This window comes from Aminobacterium sp. (genome assembly GCF_034926885.1).
Lineage (GTDB): Bacteria > Synergistota > Synergistia > Synergistales > Aminobacteriaceae > Aminobacterium.
This window is the reverse complement of record NZ_JAYFQR010000020.1, coordinates 1-15628: the sequence shown is the minus strand read 5'-3', so window position 1 is coordinate 15628 and position 15628 is coordinate 1. Positions and strand designations below refer to the sequence as shown.

At 46.1% G+C, this 15628-nt stretch carries 32 protein-coding genes and 1 pseudogene; all 33 read right to left on the bottom strand.

Going from position 1 to position 15628, the window contains the following annotated elements; translation table 11 throughout:
• Nucleotide 1 precedes the first annotated feature (1 nt).
• A complete protein-coding gene (gene rplQ, locus VB083_RS09050; RefSeq protein ID WP_307879488.1) occupies nucleotides 2–355 on the bottom strand; it encodes a 50S ribosomal protein L17 in 354 nt (117 codons plus the stop codon).
• A gap of 4 nt (nucleotides 356–359) precedes the next feature.
• On the bottom strand, nucleotides 360–1358 hold the full coding sequence (locus VB083_RS09045) for a DNA-directed RNA polymerase subunit alpha (protein WP_213690643.1): 999 nt from the start codon (nucleotides 1356–1358) through the stop codon (nucleotides 360–362).
• A gap of 33 nt (nucleotides 1359–1391) precedes the next feature.
• Entirely contained in the window at nucleotides 1392–2021 is a 630-nt protein-coding gene (gene rpsD / locus VB083_RS09040) for a 30S ribosomal protein S4 (RefSeq protein WP_213690611.1), read from the bottom strand.
• Nucleotides 2022–2053: 32 nt separating this feature from the next.
• Nucleotides 2054–2446 (bottom strand): 30S ribosomal protein S11, encoded by a 393-nt coding sequence (gene rpsK, locus VB083_RS09035; protein ID WP_213690612.1) that lies wholly within the window; start codon nucleotides 2444–2446, stop codon nucleotides 2054–2056.
• A gap of 35 nt (nucleotides 2447–2481) precedes the next feature.
• The gene (gene rpsM / locus VB083_RS09030) at nucleotides 2482–2859 is read right to left on the bottom strand and encodes a 30S ribosomal protein S13 (RefSeq protein WP_213690613.1); all 378 of its coding nucleotides are present in this window, start codon (nucleotides 2857–2859) and stop codon (nucleotides 2482–2484) included.
• A gap of 7 nt (nucleotides 2860–2866) precedes the next feature.
• Nucleotides 2867–2992 (bottom strand): 50S ribosomal protein L36, encoded by a 126-nt coding sequence (rpmJ, locus tag VB083_RS09025; protein ID WP_013048053.1) that lies wholly within the window; start codon nucleotides 2990–2992, stop codon nucleotides 2867–2869.
• Between the two features lie 117 nt (nucleotides 2993–3109).
• Entirely contained in the window at nucleotides 3110–3331 is a 222-nt protein-coding gene (gene infA, locus VB083_RS09020) for a translation initiation factor IF-1 (protein WP_213690614.1), read from the bottom strand.
• A gap of 9 nt (nucleotides 3332–3340) precedes the next feature.
• Nucleotides 3341–3631 (bottom strand): KOW domain-containing RNA-binding protein, encoded by a 291-nt coding sequence (locus tag VB083_RS09015; protein ID WP_213690615.1) that lies wholly within the window; start codon nucleotides 3629–3631, stop codon nucleotides 3341–3343.
• A gap of 11 nt (nucleotides 3632–3642) precedes the next feature.
• Nucleotides 3643–4419 carry a type I methionyl aminopeptidase gene (gene map, locus VB083_RS09010; RefSeq protein ID WP_213690616.1) on the bottom strand — a complete coding sequence of 259 codons (777 nt, stop codon included), beginning with the start codon at nucleotides 4417–4419 and terminating at the stop codon, nucleotides 3643–3645.
• The gene (locus tag VB083_RS09005) at nucleotides 4416–5072 is read right to left on the bottom strand and encodes an adenylate kinase (RefSeq protein WP_213690617.1); all 657 of its coding nucleotides are present in this window, start codon (nucleotides 5070–5072) and stop codon (nucleotides 4416–4418) included. Before VB083_RS09005 ends, map begins: the two co-directional genes overlap by 4 nt.
• Nucleotides 5073–5088: 16 nt before the next feature.
• Complete coding sequence (gene secY, locus VB083_RS09000) at nucleotides 5089–6387, bottom strand: preprotein translocase subunit SecY (RefSeq protein ID WP_213696103.1); 1299 nt, start codon at nucleotides 6385–6387, stop codon at nucleotides 5089–5091.
• Nucleotides 6388–6834, bottom strand: coding sequence for a 50S ribosomal protein L15 (gene rplO / locus VB083_RS08995; RefSeq protein ID WP_213690619.1), 447 nt, complete (start codon nucleotides 6832–6834; stop codon nucleotides 6388–6390).
• A gap of 12 nt (nucleotides 6835–6846) precedes the next feature.
• Nucleotides 6847–7032 carry a 50S ribosomal protein L30 gene (rpmD, locus tag VB083_RS08990; RefSeq protein ID WP_213690620.1) on the bottom strand — a complete coding sequence of 62 codons (186 nt, stop codon included), beginning with the start codon at nucleotides 7030–7032 and terminating at the stop codon, nucleotides 6847–6849.
• Between the two features lie 16 nt (nucleotides 7033–7048).
• Complete coding sequence (gene rpsE / locus VB083_RS08985; RefSeq protein ID WP_213690621.1) at nucleotides 7049–7561, bottom strand: 30S ribosomal protein S5; 513 nt, start codon at nucleotides 7559–7561, stop codon at nucleotides 7049–7051.
• 15 nt (nucleotides 7562–7576) lie between these two features.
• Nucleotides 7577–7945 carry a 50S ribosomal protein L18 gene (gene rplR / locus VB083_RS08980; protein ID WP_213690622.1) on the bottom strand — a complete coding sequence of 123 codons (369 nt, stop codon included), beginning with the start codon at nucleotides 7943–7945 and terminating at the stop codon, nucleotides 7577–7579.
• Nucleotides 7946–7960: 15 nt separating this feature from the next.
• The gene (gene rplF / locus VB083_RS08975; RefSeq protein ID WP_213690623.1) at nucleotides 7961–8500 is read right to left on the bottom strand and encodes a 50S ribosomal protein L6; all 540 of its coding nucleotides are present in this window, start codon (nucleotides 8498–8500) and stop codon (nucleotides 7961–7963) included.
• A 17-nt stretch (nucleotides 8501–8517) separates the two neighbouring features.
• Nucleotides 8518–8922, bottom strand: coding sequence for a 30S ribosomal protein S8 (gene rpsH, locus VB083_RS08970; RefSeq protein WP_213690624.1), 405 nt, complete (start codon nucleotides 8920–8922; stop codon nucleotides 8518–8520).
• 29 nt (nucleotides 8923–8951) lie between these two features.
• Entirely contained in the window at nucleotides 8952–9137 is a 186-nt protein-coding gene (locus tag VB083_RS08965; RefSeq protein ID WP_213690625.1) for a type Z 30S ribosomal protein S14, read from the bottom strand.
• Between the two features lie 19 nt (nucleotides 9138–9156).
• Nucleotides 9157–9702 (bottom strand): 50S ribosomal protein L5, encoded by a 546-nt coding sequence (gene rplE, locus VB083_RS08960; protein WP_213690626.1) that lies wholly within the window; start codon nucleotides 9700–9702, stop codon nucleotides 9157–9159.
• Between the two features lie 12 nt (nucleotides 9703–9714).
• On the bottom strand, nucleotides 9715–10041 hold the full coding sequence (gene rplX / locus VB083_RS08955) for a 50S ribosomal protein L24 (protein ID WP_213690627.1): 327 nt from the start codon (nucleotides 10039–10041) through the stop codon (nucleotides 9715–9717).
• Between the two features lie 15 nt (nucleotides 10042–10056).
• On the bottom strand, nucleotides 10057–10425 hold the full coding sequence (gene rplN / locus VB083_RS08950) for a 50S ribosomal protein L14 (protein ID WP_323401991.1): 369 nt from the start codon (nucleotides 10423–10425) through the stop codon (nucleotides 10057–10059).
• 3 nt (nucleotides 10426–10428) lie between these two features.
• Nucleotides 10429–10728: a 30S ribosomal protein S17 gene (gene rpsQ, locus VB083_RS08945; RefSeq protein WP_213690629.1), complete on the bottom strand. Its 300-nt coding sequence runs from the start codon at nucleotides 10726–10728 to the stop codon at nucleotides 10429–10431.
• A gap of 6 nt (nucleotides 10729–10734) precedes the next feature.
• Nucleotides 10735–10947, bottom strand: coding sequence for a 50S ribosomal protein L29 (gene rpmC, locus VB083_RS08940; RefSeq protein ID WP_213690630.1), 213 nt, complete (start codon nucleotides 10945–10947; stop codon nucleotides 10735–10737).
• A gap of 2 nt (nucleotides 10948–10949) precedes the next feature.
• Nucleotides 10950–11372, bottom strand: coding sequence for a 50S ribosomal protein L16 (gene rplP, locus VB083_RS08935; RefSeq protein ID WP_213690631.1), 423 nt, complete (start codon nucleotides 11370–11372; stop codon nucleotides 10950–10952).
• A 6-nt stretch (nucleotides 11373–11378) separates the two neighbouring features.
• Complete coding sequence (rpsC, locus tag VB083_RS08930; protein WP_213696106.1) at nucleotides 11379–12044, bottom strand: 30S ribosomal protein S3; 666 nt, start codon at nucleotides 12042–12044, stop codon at nucleotides 11379–11381.
• A 13-nt stretch (nucleotides 12045–12057) separates the two neighbouring features.
• Nucleotides 12058–12390 (bottom strand): 50S ribosomal protein L22, encoded by a 333-nt coding sequence (gene rplV / locus VB083_RS08925; RefSeq protein ID WP_213690633.1) that lies wholly within the window; start codon nucleotides 12388–12390, stop codon nucleotides 12058–12060.
• 13 nt (nucleotides 12391–12403) lie between these two features.
• On the bottom strand, nucleotides 12404–12685 hold the full coding sequence (gene rpsS, locus VB083_RS08920) for a 30S ribosomal protein S19 (protein WP_213690634.1): 282 nt from the start codon (nucleotides 12683–12685) through the stop codon (nucleotides 12404–12406).
• Between the two features lie 18 nt (nucleotides 12686–12703).
• Nucleotides 12704–13531: a 50S ribosomal protein L2 gene (gene rplB / locus VB083_RS08915; RefSeq protein ID WP_213690635.1), complete on the bottom strand. Its 828-nt coding sequence runs from the start codon at nucleotides 13529–13531 to the stop codon at nucleotides 12704–12706.
• Between the two features lie 18 nt (nucleotides 13532–13549).
• Nucleotides 13550–13846: a 50S ribosomal protein L23 gene (rplW, locus tag VB083_RS08910; protein ID WP_213690636.1), complete on the bottom strand. Its 297-nt coding sequence runs from the start codon at nucleotides 13844–13846 to the stop codon at nucleotides 13550–13552.
• The gene (rplD, locus tag VB083_RS08905) at nucleotides 13843–14466 is read right to left on the bottom strand and encodes a 50S ribosomal protein L4 (RefSeq protein ID WP_213690637.1); all 624 of its coding nucleotides are present in this window, start codon (nucleotides 14464–14466) and stop codon (nucleotides 13843–13845) included. Before rplD ends, rplW begins: the two co-directional genes overlap by 4 nt.
• A gap of 29 nt (nucleotides 14467–14495) precedes the next feature.
• Nucleotides 14496–15122, bottom strand: coding sequence for a 50S ribosomal protein L3 (gene rplC / locus VB083_RS08900; protein WP_213690638.1), 627 nt, complete (start codon nucleotides 15120–15122; stop codon nucleotides 14496–14498).
• 30 nt (nucleotides 15123–15152) lie between these two features.
• On the bottom strand, nucleotides 15153–15461 hold the full coding sequence (gene rpsJ, locus VB083_RS08895; protein ID WP_307880079.1) for a 30S ribosomal protein S10: 309 nt from the start codon (nucleotides 15459–15461) through the stop codon (nucleotides 15153–15155).
• A 21-nt stretch (nucleotides 15462–15482) separates the two neighbouring features.
• Nucleotides 15483–15628, bottom strand: a pseudogene (gene tuf, locus VB083_RS08890) (elongation factor Tu); the annotation flags it as partial.

Here is a 15628-nt window from a genome sequence, read left to right as displayed (position 1 = left end):
GCTAATCAACCAGCTCGATTATTGCCATGGGCGAACCATCGCCAAGACGTGAACCGGTTTTAATTATTCTAGTATAGCCACCAGGACGATTGGCATATCTTTTTGCCAAATCTTCAAAGAGTTTTATAGAAGCCTCTTTATGGCCAAGACGGGCACGAATAATTCGACGATCATGCACAGTTGCCCCTTTAGCTCTGGTAATAAATTTTTCGGCTACACGGCGAAGTTCTTTCGCCCGGGTCACCGTGGTGGTAAGGCTCTCTTCTATAAAAAGACTCGCAGCCAGATTGGAGAGCATCGCTTTACGATGACTTCCATAACGGCCAAGCCTTCTATGATCCATACGGTGTCTCATGGAACTAGTCCTCCTTTACTGCTTTCTCTTCGCTCTTTTCTGCGCTCAGGCGAAGTCCCTGCTTTTCAATTTTTTCCTCTATCTCTCGGAGAGAGATTTTACCAAGGTTACGAATTTTGAGCAGGTCATCCCGGGTTCGCGTTAAAAGATCACCGATAGTATGAATTCCACCTCTTAAAAGGCAATTCTCACTACGAATCGAAAGTTCAAGCTCTCGTACAGGTCTGGAAAGAAGATCATCTTCTTCCTTTGCCGCTTCAGCAGCTTCCATAGAGGTTTCTTCTGCTAAAAGAGCCGCTTCATCTTCGTCTACGCCCTCAAGAGGATGTAATTTATCAACGTCTTCCACTATAAACCCAAAATACGTGCGAATAATTTTCGCTGCCTCGCCTACAGCAACATCCGGCGCCACTACGCCATTCGTTGTTACGTTTAAAACTAGCCGCTCGTAGTCAGTTCGTTGTCCGACTCGTGCTGCTTCTACATCGTAATGCACTTTCAGCACTGGAGAATAAATTGCATCAATTAAAAGAGCGTCTGCTGGAAGGTAGGCGGGTCTCGGTCGATCGATGGTGGCATATCCAGCCCCCTGCTCGATGTAAAGATCCATCGATAATTGGGCGCCATCTTCCAGTACGCATACTGGCGCGTCAGGATTGATAAATTCAATCTCGCTATCAGGCTGAATATCAGCAGCGACAACTTCCTTGGGTCCCTCAGCTTCAAGATGCAAAACTTTTACATCTTTGCTATATGAACGGACTGGAATGTGCTTTAAATTCAGCATAAGCTCAATTACGTCCTCACGAACACCAGGAATGGTACTGAACTCATGTAGAACACCATCAATACGGACTGAAGTAATGGCCGCCCCCTTTACAGAGGAAAGCAGCACTCGTCTTAACGCATTGCCAAGCGTAACACCGTATCCTCGTTCAAGAGGTTCGACAATAACTCTTCCAAAAGTCGGGCTACACTCTTCAATTCGAATCTCAGGCCGCATTAGTTCCACTTTGTCCAACACCTTTCACGCCTACTATCTGGCATAGAACTCAACAACGAGCTGCTCGTTGACGGGAACATCAATCTGTTCACGTACGGGAATGGAAATAACTTTTGCTTCCATCCGCTCGGTATTAACTTCCAGCCATTCCGGAATAGTTCTAGATGCTGCAACTTCCGCGTTTTCACGAATGAGTGCAATATCTTTGCTGCTTTCCGCAACAGCAACGACAGAACCGGCACGAAGAAGGTAGCTGGGAATATCTACTTTGCGTCCATTTACAGTTATGTGTCCATGAAGAACGATCTGTCTAGCCTGGTTTCTGCTTGAGGCAAGTCCCATACGATAGACAACGTTATCAAGACGACGCTCAAGTAACTGAAGGAAATTATGACCAGTTACTCCTGACAATCTTGAAGCTTCTGCAAACAAACGTCGGAATTGACCTTCGTTCATGCCATAAAAACGGCGTAATTTCTGTTTCTCTCGAAGTCGGAGTCCGTACTCGCTCATCTTGGCGCGAGGTCTCCCCTTCTTCTGTTTACTTTTATTCTCTCCCCGTGTTATTGCACACTTTTCTGTAAAGCAGCGATCGCCTTTAAGAAAAAGTTTCACGCCTTCAGCTTTACAGAGACGGCATACGGGTCCTGTATATCTGCTCATAAGATGTCTTTCGCCTCCTTATAGGGGTGAAATTAAACTCTGCGACGCTTCGGCGGTCTGCAGCCGTTATGGGGAATTGGCGTCGCGTCTTTAATCATGTTAACCTGAAGTCCAGCTGCCTGAAGAGAGCGAATAGCAGACTCCCGTCCTGGGCCAGGACCTTTGACTACAACATCAATCTCCTTCACCCCATGATCCTGGGCTGTTTTAGCCGCCTGCTGAGCAGCAATCTGGGCAGCAAAAGGAGTGGACTTACGAGTTCCCTTGAAACCTACATTACCGCCGGATGCCCAAGATAAAATGTTTCCGCTTTTATCACTGATGCTCACTATAGTATTGTTGAAGGTAGAGAAGATGTGAGCAACACCGTAACTTACATTCTTCTTTTCTTTTCTTTTTCCTCTACGCTGTGTACGTTTGGCCACGTGCGTCAGCCTCCTTGATGATCAATCTTTAATTCTTACTTACCAGCCTGTTTCTTCCCAGCTACGGTACGGCGTGGCCCTTTCCGTGTACGAGCGTTCGTCTTAGTCTTCTGACCACGAACAGGAAGTCCCAGCCTATGTCGAAGTCCCCTGTAGCAACCAATATCCATCAAACGCTTGATATTCATGGTTACTTCTCGACGCAGGTCTCCCTCTACTTTGTAATGCTCCTCAATTTCTTTTCGAAGCTTCTGAGCTTCTTCTTCTGTAAGATCCTTAACTCGCGTGTCAGGGTTAATACCTGTCGAAGCGAGAATCTTATGAGAAGTTGGGAGCCCTATTCCATAAATATATGTAAGCGCTATCTCTACTCGCTTTTCGCGAGGCAGGTCTACACCAGCAATACGGGCCATATGCTCGTTACCTCCTTGCACCCTGTCTCTGTTTATGGCGCGGATTCTTGCTGCATATAATCCGTACCACTCCTTTTCGCCGAATCACTCGGCAATGCTCACATATCGGTTTAACCGATGGTTTGACTTTCATTTTTTTCCACGCTCCTCCGAGAAAACCTTCACCTAGCCAAAGAGGCCTTGGATACTCGACATATCTATTTTGCTGCTTTCACCAGCCGCGGTTTAAGCATAAGGGCAGATAAATAAGTTATTTATATCTATACACTATTCGTCCGCGTGTCAAGTCGTAAGGTGAAATTTCTACTAAAACTTTATCACCTGGGAGAATACGAATAAAATGCATTCTCATTTTACCCGACACATGGGCCAGAATTTTGTGACCATTGTCTAATTCTACCCTAAACATGGCATTCGGAAGCGGTTCTATGACGGTTCCACGCACTTCTATGACATCGTCCTTATTGGCCATACGGATTAGTCAACCTCCCTGCTTCTGAGTACTGTTCATTTCCCTTACTTGCGAAAAAAGATACTGCAAACGTCCTTTATCTAATTCCTTGCCTCGGGAAATTTTATCTTCCACTTCATCCAAAATCCAGCGCGTCCCTTGAATATGACTCGGATTTTTAGCTTTAGGTTTAGAGGCTGGGAACTTGCCGCCGTCTGAAACATATATTCTGTTATTTTCAGATTGAACCTTTACAACGACGTACCATTTGCCAGCATCTTTTCCCTTCCTTGATATTACAACCTGACCGACGCGAAACATATATTCTCCGTTCAGGCCCATTCCCAAGGAGTAAGTATCTCAACCCCATCATTTGTGATGAGAACGGATCTTTCAAAATGAGCAGCATCAGAACCGTCTGCTGTGAGAACAACCCATTCATCTGAACCTACGACAGTCTCCTCCGCTCCCGACATAACCATGGGCTCTATAGCTATTGTCATTCCAGCCTTGAGAGTTACGCCTCTGCCAGGATACCCGTAATTCGGAACCTGAGGTGGCTCGTGCAGATGTTTGCCAACACCGTGACCGGTATAATCCCGAACCAATCCAAATCCTTTGGGAACAACATACGATTCCACTGCATGTCCTATATCCCCAATGGTACTCCCAGCTTTAGCTGCAGCTACACCTCTATTTAAACTTTCAAGAGTCACATCAATAAGCTCTTGGCGTTTCGAAGATACTTTCCCAACTGGATAAGTACAAGCCGCATCACCATAGTATCCATGGTAGCAAGCACCTACGTCAATACTTATAATGTCGCCTTCCTCAAGAAATCTATCGGTAGAAGGAATTCCGTGAACAATCTCGCTGTTTATAGAAGCGCACACTGCACCTGGAAAAGGTATGGATATTCCTGGAACTCGATAGCCTTTAAAAGCAGGTGTCGCATCTTCTCTTGCTATCAGATCTTCGGCAGCTTTATCAATTTCTGCTGTTGTAATGCCAGGCCGAACAATTTCAGCAATAAGGTCTAAAACATCTGCAACTATTCGACCTGCTTTCCGCATATACTGAAGATCTTTTTCTTTCTTTAAAGTAATCATTCAGCTACCTTCTCGTTGACAAGTGCTTCTATTTCCGCCATAACACTAGAACTTGATGTCCCAGCATTGACTCGTCTTAGAAGCCCCTTTTCATCGTAATAAGAGATAAGAGGTGCCGTCTGATCGTGATAAACTTTGAGACGATTTCGAATGACTTGTTCCTTGTCATCATCTCGCTGGAAAAGATCTCCTCCACATTTATCACATTTATCGCCTTGAGAAGAAGGTTTAAATGATACGTGATAAATCTCTCCACACTGGCGACACATACGACGGCCGCAAAGACGATCAACTACTATATCATCAGCTACGTCCAGTAATATAACAGCGTCAAGAGAAAGGTTCATATTTTCAAGCAACCCGTCGAGGGACTCGGCCTGAGGAACCGTTCGCGGAAAACCATCAAGAAGAAAACCTTTTTCGCAGTCTTTTTCCTTGAGTCGTTCTCCCATCATCTTAACGATCAGTTCATCTGGAACAAGCTTGCCCCCATCCATATATTTCTGGGCTTGCTGACCAAGCTCTGTTGCATCTTTTACATTTTGACGAAGCATATCCCCAGTGGAGATATGTGCTACATCGTACTTAGCTTTTATTTCTGCCGCCTGTGTTCCTTTTCCTGCACCTGGCGGTCCTAGCAATATAACTCGCATTATATTTACATCCCCTTTAGAATCGGAGGAAGCTTCCGCCTTTGGAATCACGGCGCTTGAGAATTCCTTCGTAGTGGCGCATCAGAAGCTGCCCTTCGATCTGATGTACAGTGTCTAATGCCACACCTACAACGATGAGAACTGCTGTTCCCCCAAAATAAAAACTCGTAATTCCCATGAGATTGGTCATTAGAGTGGGAACAAGAGCGATAATAGCGAGAAACACAGCTCCACCAAGAGTGATCCTTGACATAACCTTCTCAATAAACTCTGATGTGGGACGACCCGGGCGTATCCCCAAGATGAATCCGCCATACTTTTTCATATTATTAGCAACATCAGCTGGGTTGAAAACCACTGCTGTATAGAAATAAGCGAAAAAGATAATGAGCGCAACGTAAATAACCATGTAGGTTGTACTGCCTGGCTCAAATATCCTTTGGAACATCAATGCAATATCGCCAGTAAAGAAGCGTGCAATAGAATAAGGGAACAACAGAATTGATGATGCAAAAATTATTGGCATAACACCAGACTGGTTCACCTTCAAAGGTATGAAAGTGCTCTGTCCTCCGTAGACTTTGTTTCCAACCACACGCTTGGCATATTGTACAGGCAAACGTCGCTGTCCTTCTTGCAACAAAATACATCCAGCTATAACGGCAATCATAAGCGCTATGGACACAACTAATGCAAGAACACTCATTTCTCCTAAACGAAGCATTTGCCAACTTCTTAAGATAGCTTCTGGGATACGAGCTACAATTCCTGCAAAAATAAGCAATGAAATTCCGTTACCTATTCCATGGTCCGTAATTTCTTCGCCCAGCCACATAACGGCCACGGCTCCCGCAGTAACTGTCAAGATAACAATAATTCCGGCAAAAAGTCCGCCATAGAAAATTCCTAAACGGCCAAGCCAGAATGTCATACCAATTGCTTGAATACCAGCAAAAAGGATCGTACCCCATCTTGTGTATTGAATAATCTTCTTTCGCCCTTCATCGCTTTCTTTCTGCATCTTTTCAAGCGCAGGGAAAACGACCACAAGAAGTTGTAAAACGATGCTCGAGTTAATGTAGGGGGTAACGCCGAGAGCGAAAATACCAAATCGCCTCAGCGCACCGCCTGCAAAAATATCAAGGAACCCGAGCACACCTGCGCCCTGCTCGAAGAGCCTCGCCATAGCAGCTGTATCAATACCTGGCGTTGGGATATGGGCGCCAAGACGGAAAATAAAAAGTACCCCAAGAGTAAAAAGAATCCGTCTTTTTAAATCTGGCAGCTTAAAGGCGTCCCTGAAAGAATCAAGCACTTAGATCACCTCAGCCTTCCCACCAGCAGTTGAAATTTTTTCAACCGCCTGGGCACTGAAGGCCTGGGCTTTTATAGTCAGGCCCTGGGAAATTTCTCCTCTCGCGAGAATTTTTACTGGGGTTGTCAAGTTTCTAATTAGTCCCGCTTTGTAGAGCTCTTCTGCTCCTACAACGGAACCACTCTCAAAACGATCTGCAATTTGCTCAAGATTGACTATCTGATACGTATTTGCAAATCGAGCATTGTTAAATCCACGTTTAGGAATACGACGAGTAATCGGCATCTGGCCGCCTTCAAAACCTGGACGAACTCCTCCGCCAGCTCTTGATTTCTGACCCTTTGTTCCTTTTCCCGCAGTCTTTCCTGTGCCACTTCCATGGCCCTGACCCAAGCGTTTTGCCTTGCGTCTGGAGCCAAGAGCAGGTCGAAGATCATGTAAATTCATGCTGCGTCCCTCCTAGTCTTCAACAACAGTCCACTCAACAAGGTGGTGGACCTGATTGATCATTCCGCGAATTTGGGGGACATCCTCGTACTCAACTGTGTGATGCAATTTTTTGAGTCCGAGTGCCTTAATTGTCTTCTTCTGACGAGCCTGCTGTCCAATTGCACTTCTAACCCATGTTATACGAAGTTTAGCCATTAGGACTGACCCCTCCTTATTCTGCCTCTGGCTGAGCGGCTTCAAGACCCCTCAGACGCACAATTTCGTCGGGCGTCCTCATCTCGCGCAGGGCCTCTAATGTCGCCCACGCAACATTGACAGGATTAGATGTTCTACCAATAACTTTGGTCAACACGTCTTTTACGCCACCAAGCTCCATGATAGCTCGGACAACGCCACCCGCAATAACTCCTGTACCAGGAGCTGCTGGTTTCAAAAGAACATGTGCTGCTCCAAACTGCCCGTCAACAGGATGAGGGATAGTATTGCCAACTTTTTTAAGTTCATGAAGGTTCTTTGTCGCTTTATCGATTCCCTTACGAACTGCTTCAGAAATTTCCTTGGCTTTCCCCATTCCTACGCCTACATAGTGTTCGCCGTCACCAACAACAACGAGTACGCTAAATTTAAAGCGCTTACCGCCCTTTACAACCTTGCTTACTCTATTGATGGCAACTACGCGTTCGCTGAGCTCTAAGCCTTTAGCGTCAACACGTTTTATGGTCATCCTCGGTCCTCCCTCTTAAAACTTCAGGCCTGCTTCACGGGCCGCATCGGCAAGGGCTTTGACCTTTCCGTGGTACATATGTCCCCCACGGTCAAATACCACTGCTGAAATACCCTTTTCGAGCGCGCGCTCCGCAACAAGCTTGCCTACGGCTACAGCCGCTTCCATATTGCAGGTTCCTGCTGAAAGGGTCTCCCTGAGGCTTTTATCGAGTGTCGAAGCCGAGGCAAGGGTATGCCCAGCTACATCATCTACAATCTGAACGTAAATATGGCTCAGACTGTGATAAACAGCCATTCTTGGGCGCTCCGGTGTTCCGGAAACAGTTTTCCTGAGTCTCCGGTGCCGGACGATACGCATTTGGTTTCTACTATTCGTCTTCATCAACGTCACCTCAGGTTACTTGGCACTGGCTTTGCCGGCCTTACGAATAATATATTCGCCAGCATAGCGGATACCTTTCCCTTTATAGGGCTCAGGACTCCTGAACTCACGAATGATCGCCGCTACCTGACCTACCAGCTGTCGATCAATACCCTTTACCGAAATCTTTATAGGACTTTCTGTTGAAATCTCAACACCCTTTGGTGGATCATATTCGATAGGGTTTGAATATCCGACATTGAGAATTAACTTCTTCCCCTGCATCTGAGCACGGTATCCTACACCGACGATCTCAAGTTTTTTCTCGAAACCCTCAGTTACTCCCGTCACCATATTGGCAACGAGTGCTCTCATCATTCCGTGAAAAGCTCTTGTCTGCTTTTCGTCGTTATCCCGCGCTATCACAATTGCATTGTCCTCTACAGAAAGAGCAATGCCCTGCACGAGATCACAGGAGAGCTCACCTTTAGGTCCTTTAACTAAAACCTTATCGTCTTTTGTAGTGACCGTTACTCCCTTAGCGAGAGGAATATGTTTACGTCCGATTCGTGACATAAGCGTTCCCTCCTCGCTTACCAAACGTAACAAACAACTTCTCCGCCAAGACCAAGCTGAGATGCCTCAGCCTCTGTCTTCAAGCCCTGGGAAGTGGAAATGATAGCTATTCCAAGACCACCCATGACTTTGGGGAGATTGTCTTTACCAACATAGATCCTGCGCCCTGGTTTGCTGATTCTGCGAAGTCCCTGAATAACACGTTCTCTATTAGGACCGTAATTCAGAAAAACACGCACTACAGCATAGGGTTTTTTAGGATCGTTAATTACCTTGTAATTTCGGATATATCCCTCTTCTTTCAATATTTTTGCAATATTGAATTTCACATTACTGTGAGGGACATCTACGCTTTCGTGGTAAACCACATTAGCATTCCGAATCCGTGTCAGCATATCAGCTATTGGATCGGTTACGTACATTCCTGTGACCCCCTTATGTTCACTCTCGCCTACCAGCTGGACTTGACGACACCGGGGATTTTCCCCTCTCTCGCCAATTTGCGGAAGCAGCAGCGGCACATATCGAACGTACGCATATAAGAGTGAACACGTCCGCAAAGCGGGCATCTGTTATACTTCCGCACCTCAAACTTTGGGGGCTGCTTAGCTTTATATTCCATTGCTTTACGAGCCATAATTTTTTCCCCCTTATTCCTAACGGTTGCTGAAAGGCATTCCCAGCTCTTTCAGCAGGGCAAAAGCCTCTTCATCCGTCTTCGCGGTAGTTACTATGGCTACATTCATACCGCGTGTTCGAATAACATCGTCATAGTCAATTTCCGGAAAGATAAGCTGCTCTCTTAAGCCAAGGTTATAATTTCCTCGACCATCGAAACCTTTTCTGGAAACTCCCTGGAAGTCTTTAATTGTCGGCAAAGCCAAAGACATCAGACGATCCAGAAACTCCCACATACGGCCACCACGAAGAGTAACTTTACAACCAACTGGCATACCCTGACGAAGCTTAAATCCAGCAATGGATTTCTTCGCGCGCTTCATAAGAGGCTGTTGTCCAGCGATTGCTCTAAGCTCAGCTATAGCAGCATCCATAAATTTGGAATCAGTCTTAGCTTCACTTACGCCTATGTTGACTACAACTTTAGTAATACGTGGAACCTCCATCACATTGGAGTATTTAAACTGCTCTTTCAGATGAGGCACCACTTCGCTCTTATACTTATCAAGGAAACGAGGATTCATTGTTGTGCCTCCTTATGCCCGATCCACTATTTCGCCGCACTGCTTACATACTCTAACCTTTTGTCCACTCTCAAGGTAGGCTCTGCTTACACGAGTTGCCTTACCACAAGTGGGACAAACAAGCATGACTTTTGCGGCGTAAAGAGGAGCTTCCTGTTTTACAATCCCGGCCTGAGGATTTTGAGGAGAAGGTTTAACATGGCGAGTAACCATGTTTACGCCTTCTACAACAACTTTTTCCTCCTTAGGAAGATTACGAAGGACTTTGCCTTCCTTCCCCTTATCTTTACCGGAGATAACTTTAACTAAGTCTCCTTTTTTAATTCTCATTTTGCTCATTATGGCATTGCCCCCTTAGACAACCTCAGGAGCCAAAGAAAGTATCCTCATATACTTCTTGGCCCGGAGCTCTCTTCCGACAGGCCCGAAGATACGGGTTCCTTTAGGATCTCCGTTGTTGTCGATAATAACAGCTGCGTTGTCGTCAAAACGGACATATGAACCGTCAGGACGGCGCAGTTCTTTTCTCGTACGGACAATGACTGCTTTTACAACAGAACCCTTAGCGATATTGCTATTTGGAATGGCCTCTTTGACGGAAGCAACAATAACGTCTCCTATGGTTCCATAGCGCCGTCCGCTTCCGCCTAGAACCTGGATGCACATCAAGCTTTTCGCACCAGAGTTATCTGCTACATTAAAGACTGTTCTAAGCTGAATCATGACCTATTCCTCCTCGGCCAATTCGTCAGCAGCTTTATCAAACACTGGGGCTCTTTCGATAACTCTTTCAAGAACCCAGCATTTTCTGCGACTCATGGGTCGGGTTTCAGCGATGCTCACTAAATCACCTAGCCGACAGGTATTTTCTGGATCGTGAGCCATATATTTAGTACTTTTAACTATCCGCTTTCCGTATAAAGGATGAATGTCGTGTCGAGTTACACGGACAACGATAGTTTTGTCCATCTTTTCGCTGACTACGGTTCCGACCCGTCTCTTACGATGGGGTGAACGTGCCTCCATCAGTCGTTACCTCCTTCCAGCAGCGCTTTCTGCCTGCTGTTTCTCTCGCACTACCGTCAGAACTTTAGCAATGGTCTTCTTTACTACATTAATCCGGCTTGTATTCTGAAGCTGACCGATTGCATTTTGAAAACGAAGATTGAAAAGCTCTTCTTTATACTGACGATGTTTCTCTTGAAGCTCTTCTAGGGTTAAATCACGCAAACTCTTCGCATCCATTTCTATTCACCACCCAGACCTTCACGGGCAACAATTTTGACCTTTACAGGCAGCTTATGGGATGCAGTTCTGAAAGCATCTTCCACTACTTCCCTAGATACTCCTGCAACTTCAAATAAAATACGCCCGCGTTTGACAGGGGCGACCCAAAATTCTGGCGTTCCCTTTCCTTTACCCATACGAGTTTCAAGAGGCTTCTTTGTAAAAGGATGGTCTGGGAAAATACGAATCCAGATTTTTCCGCCCTTTTTCATTTTTCTCGAAATAGCAATACGGGTTGCCTCTATCTGACGAGCTGTGATCCAAGCACAATCCTGAGCCTGCAAACCATAGTCGCCAAAAGCCACTGTAGCTCCACCTTTAGTTTTACCGCGAAGAAGTCTACGATAGGGCTTCCGGTATTTTACTCGTTTTGGCATAAGCATATCGGACTACCCCCTCTTTCTAGAGGGTCTGGGCTGAGCTGCTTTTTCAGCATCCCTATCTCTAAAGATCCAGACCTTGACTCCAATAACGCCATACATGGTTTGAGCCTGAGCGAAACCATAATCGATATCAGCTCTGATGGTAGAAAGAGGAAGCTGCCCCTCGTTATACCACTCTGTCCGGGCTATTTCAGCTCCGCCAAGACGGCCGGCACACTGTACTTTAATGCCTTTTGCTCCGGCTTTCATTGCACGGAAAATAGCCTGTTTCATTGCTCGTCTGAAGCTCACTCTGCGTTCAAGAGCAGAACTTACGCTTTCAGAGACAAGCTGGGCAACGACATCTGGATTTTTGATCTCCTGAACGTTGATCATTATCTTAGATCCCGTCATTTTTTGAAGCTCGTCTTTTACTGCCTGAATCTCTGATCCGCCTCGTCCAATTACTACACCAGGCCGGGAGGTCCAAATTGAAAAACGAACTACATTGCCCACACGCTCAATATCGACTCTGGAAATTCCGGCATGTGACCATCTATCCAAAATCCACTTTCTAAGAGCGAGATCTTCATGGAGCTTTTTGGCGTAATCCTTGCCTGTAGCGTACCATTTTGATTCCCACTCCGTTACCACACCTAATCTATAACCAACTGGGTGAACTTTCTGTCCCACGAGTTCCCCCTCCTTAACGTTCCGCAACGATGATCGTTACGTGGCTGGTACGGTGACGATAGGGATGAGCTCTTCCCATTGATACTGGGCGGAAACGTTTCATACTCGGTCCCTGATCAGCCGTAGCTTTGACAACCCGCAGCTTGTCAGTATCCATACCATAATTGTGCTCGGCATTGGCTACTGCACTCTGCAATACCTTGCTGACGACCCTCGCTGATTTCTGAGAACTATATTTGAGAATCATCATCGCTTCATCAACTTTCTTCCCTCTAATAAGGGGAAGAATGCGTCTCACTTTATAAGGAGAAATACGCACTTGTCTGGCAAGGGCTTTTGCTTCCATTCCCATCACTCCCTTACCTCACTCTCGAGGAGCGTTCCTGACCCGCATGACGCGCTGATTTGCGTGTTGGGGCGAACTCTCCAAGTTTATGTCCTACCATGTTCTCACTTACATAAATAGGAACATGAATTCGACCATTATGTACCGCTATTGTATGACCAATCATCGCCGGAACGATTGTTGAACGTCGGGACCAGGTCTTCAGAACCTTTTTATTCCCGGAAACGTTCATATCCTCTATCCTGCGAAGAAGTTTAAGGTCAACATAGGGCCCTTTCTTTGTTGAACGAGCCATATTTAGTCCCTCCTAACGCTACTTCGCATACCGGCGGCGAACAATAAGCCTATCAGAAGGCTTGTTCTTCCGGGTACGATAACCTTTTGCCAGTGTGCCCCAAGGAGAGACAGGATGTTTATGAGATTTACTACGTCCTTCTCCACCACCAAGGGGGTGATCCACTGGGTTCATAACCATTCCGCGAACCATAGGCCTTTTGCCCATAAGGCGAGTTTTACCAGCCTTACCAAGAGAGATATTCTCATGCTCTACATTGCCTACCTGGCCAACTGTAGCCATGCATTCATTTAAAACAAGACGAAGCTCTCCGCTCGGCATTCTGATGTAGGCATACTTGCCTTCTTTCGCCATAACCTGAGCTGAAGTACCAGCGGAACGTACCAACTTTCCGCCACATCCAGGTTCAAGTTCTACGTTATGAACAACTGTACCAACCGGCATATCTTTGAGTTTCAATGCGTTACCTGGTTTAATATCCGACTCGGGTCCCGCAACAATCGTGTCGCCAACATTTAAATCTGCTGGAGCCAAGATATATCGTTTTTCACCATCTACGTAGTGAATCAACGCAATACGAGATGAGCGGTTAGGATCATACTCAATTGCGGCAACTTTTCCAGGCACACCGATCTTATCGCGTTTAAAATCGATAATCCGGTAGAGACGCTTCATGCCGCCACCACGATGGCGCATTGTTATACGACCAAGGTTATTCCGTCCACCAGACTTTTTCAAAGCGGCAGTCAGGGCGCGTTCAGGCTCGCTTTTCGTAACATCGTCATAAGACTGGCTCAACATGGCTCTGCGGCCTGGCGTATAGGGTTTGAAGTCTTTTACAGACATATTAATCGTCTCCCCCCTCTAAATACTCGCGCCCTCGAAGAACTCGATTCGTTCGCCTTCTGGAAGGCTTACAATCGCTTTCTTCCAAGAACGGGTTTTTCCAAGGAAAACTCCCATTCTCTTGGGCTTTGCGTGAACTCGAATGATATGAACATTCTTAACCTTAACCTTAAAGACCTCTTGTACAGCCTCTTTTACCTGGATCTTATTGGCGCTAGGGTGCACCTCAAATGTATATTTATTATGCTCCATCAATCTGCTGCTCTTCTCTGTTACGATTGGCCGAATGATGATGTCATGAGCAAGGAGTTTCATATCGAGTACACCTCCTCGATCCGGGCTATAGCTTCCTGAGTCAAAACGAGACTCTGGTAGTTAAGAAGATCATAAACGTTGATATTACCAACATTAATTGCTCTTGCCCCAGGAATATTTCTTACAGACTTAGAAATAGCTTCATTGGGCTCATGAAGAACGATCAGAGGTTTCTTTACACCAATCTTATCAATAAACCCGAGCATTTCTTTTGTCGATGGGGTTTCGAGATTAAATTTATCCACTACTGTTAACAGGTTATCTCTAACTTTAAGAGATAGTGCACTTCTCATAGCAAGACGACGAACCTTCTTATTAACCTTTTGACGATAATCTCGAGGTTGTGGTCCGTGAGCTACGCCACCTCCGACCCAGATCGGTGATCGGGTACTTCCGTGACGAGCACGACCTGTATGCTTTTGGCGCCAAGGCTTTCTTCCGCCGCCGCTAACGTCTCCTCTTCCCTTACAGCTGTGGGTACCCTGACGAAGATTCGCCAGCTGTGCCACAACTACCTGGTGCATGGCCGGTACATGAATCGGCGCAGCAAACACAGAGTCGGAAAGCTGGAGGTCACTTACCTGTTCACCCTGAAAACTAACAAGCTTTACGGTAGGCATAATCGTTCTGCCCTCCTTCTGTCCCCGACCTAATCCTGCTTAAAGACCGTAACGATGTCATTTTTCGCACCGGGAACGGCCCCTTTGACAAGCAGAAGATTGTTATCCGTATCCACTGCCACCACTGTAAGGTTTTTGACAGTGACACGTTCACCACCCATATGTCCAGGCATTGCTTTTCCTTTAAACACACGGCCAGGATAGCTGCTAGCGCCGCTAGAACCACCATGACGGTGCATTACAGAAACACCATGGGTAGCAAAAGTACCACCAAAATTATGCCGTTTCATAACACCGGCAAATCCTTTTCCCTTACTTTTGCCTACAACGTTAATCTTCTCGCCCTCTTCAAAAAGGGAAACAGTAATTACTTGACCAATCTCGTAGGCCTCAGTATCGCTCATACGAAATTCTTTCATATGACGATGGGGCTCAAGACTAGCCTTATCATACTGCCCTTTTACGGGCTTTGTGAGCTTGTGGGGCTTCACTTCTTCGAATGCCAGCTGTACTGCTGAGTATCCGTTCTTATCAGGAGTTTTCAGAGAAACAACAGGGCACGGACCGGCCTGAATAACAGTAACAGGTACAGCCTGTCCAGCTTCGTTGTAAATCTGAGTCATACCTAACTTACGCCCCAGTATTCCAATGCTCATCCACTTCCACTCCTTTCAGCTCAGAGCTTCCTACAGTTTGATCTGGATGTCCACCCCAGAAGGAAGGTTCAGCTGCATAAGCGCATCCATCGTTTTCTGCGTTGGATTAAGAATATCAATTAAGCGCTTATGAGTTCGCATTTCAAACTGCTCCCTCGCATCCTTATCTTTGTGCGGGGATTTAAGAATTGTATATTTATTTATTTCAGTTGGCAATGGGATAGGTCCAGAAACTTTTGCACCACTCCGCTCTGCCGTTTCTGCTATCTGAGAAGCCGAACTATCTAATACTCTGTGATCAAAGGCTTTCAGGCGAATACGAATCTTTTTAGCCAAAATCAACAACCCCCTTTGTTGGGGTTATGCAAGAATCTCGGTAACAACGCCAGCTCCGACAGTGTGTCCACCTTCACGAACGGCAAAACGAAGTCCTGCCTCCATGGCGATTGGCACTATCAGATCTACCTCAAAGGTCGCGTTGTCTCCCGGCATAACCATCTCTACTC

Coding starts and splice junctions, on each gene's coding strand:
- rplQ (WP_307879488.1), bottom strand. CDS start 355: ATGAGACACCGTATGGATCATAGAAGGCTTGGCCGTTATGGAAGTCAT.
- VB083_RS09045 (WP_213690643.1), bottom strand. CDS start 1,358: ATGCGGCCTGAGATTCGAATTGAAGAGTGTAGCCCGACTTTTGGAAGA.
- rpsD (WP_213690611.1), bottom strand. CDS start 2,021: ATGAGCAGATATACAGGACCCGTATGCCGTCTCTGTAAAGCTGAAGGC.
- rpsM (WP_213690613.1), bottom strand. CDS start 2,859: ATGGCCCGTATTGCTGGTGTAGACCTGCCTCGCGAAAAGCGAGTAGAG.
- rpmJ (WP_013048053.1), bottom strand. CDS start 2,992: ATGAAAGTCAAACCATCGGTTAAACCGATATGTGAGCATTGCCGAGTG.
- infA (WP_213690614.1), bottom strand. CDS start 3,331: ATGGCCAATAAGGACGATGTCATAGAAGTGCGTGGAACCGTCATAGAA.
- VB083_RS09015 (WP_213690615.1), bottom strand. CDS start 3,631: ATGTTTCGCGTCGGTCAGGTTGTAATATCAAGGAAGGGAAAAGATGCT.
- map (WP_213690616.1), bottom strand. CDS start 4,419: ATGATTACTTTAAAGAAAGAAAAAGATCTTCAGTATATGCGGAAAGCA.
- VB083_RS09005 (WP_213690617.1), bottom strand. CDS start 5,072: ATGCGAGTTATATTGCTAGGACCGCCAGGTGCAGGAAAAGGAACACAG.
- rplO (WP_213690619.1), bottom strand. CDS start 6,834: ATGAATTTACATGATCTTCGACCTGCTCTTGGCTCCAGACGCAAGGCA.
- rpmD (WP_213690620.1), bottom strand. CDS start 7,032: ATGGCTAAACTTCGTATAACATGGGTTAGAAGTGCAATTGGACAGCAG.
- rpsE (WP_213690621.1), bottom strand. CDS start 7,561: ATGACCATAAAACGTGTTGACGCTAAAGGCTTAGAGCTCAGCGAACGC.
- rplR (WP_213690622.1), bottom strand. CDS start 7,945: ATGAAGACGAATAGTAGAAACCAAATGCGTATCGTCCGGCACCGGAGA.
- rplF (WP_213690623.1), bottom strand. CDS start 8,500: ATGTCACGAATCGGACGTAAACATATTCCTCTCGCTAAGGGAGTAACG.
- rpsH (WP_213690624.1), bottom strand. CDS start 8,922: ATGTACGTAACCGATCCAATAGCTGATATGCTGACACGGATTCGGAAT.
- VB083_RS08965 (WP_213690625.1), bottom strand. CDS start 9,137: ATGGCTCGTAAAGCAATGGAATATAAAGCTAAGCAGCCCCCAAAGTTT.
- rplE (WP_213690626.1), bottom strand. CDS start 9,702: ATGAATCCTCGTTTCCTTGATAAGTATAAGAGCGAAGTGGTGCCTCAT.
- rplX (WP_213690627.1), bottom strand. CDS start 10,041: ATGAGCAAAATGAGAATTAAAAAAGGAGACTTAGTTAAAGTTATCTCC.
- rplN (WP_323401991.1), bottom strand. CDS start 10,425: ATGATTCAGCTTAGAACAGTCTTTAATGTAGCAGATAACTCTGGTGCG.
- rpsQ (WP_213690629.1), bottom strand. CDS start 10,728: ATGGAGGCACGTTCACCCCATCGTAAGAGACGGGTCGGAACCGTAGTC.
- rpmC (WP_213690630.1), bottom strand. CDS start 10,947: ATGGATGCGAAGAGTTTGCGTGATTTAACCCTAGAAGAGCTTCAAGAG.
- rplP (WP_213690631.1), bottom strand. CDS start 11,372: ATGCTTATGCCAAAACGAGTAAAATACCGGAAGCCCTATCGTAGACTT.
- rplV (WP_213690633.1), bottom strand. CDS start 12,390: ATGGAAGCAAAAGCCCTTGCCAGACAAGTGCGTATTTCTCCTTATAAA.
- rpsS (WP_213690634.1), bottom strand. CDS start 12,685: ATGGCTCGTTCAACAAAGAAAGGGCCCTATGTTGACCTTAAACTTCTT.
- rplB (WP_213690635.1), bottom strand. CDS start 13,531: ATGTCTGTAAAAGACTTCAAACCCTATACGCCAGGCCGCAGAGCCATG.
- rplW (WP_213690636.1), bottom strand. CDS start 13,846: ATGAAACTCCTTGCTCATGACATCATCATTCGGCCAATCGTAACAGAG.
- rplD (WP_213690637.1), bottom strand. CDS start 14,466: ATGCCTACCGTAAAGCTTGTTAGTTTTCAGGGTGAACAGGTAAGTGAC.
- rplC (WP_213690638.1), bottom strand. CDS start 15,122: ATGAGCATTGGAATACTGGGGCGTAAGTTAGGTATGACTCAGATTTAC.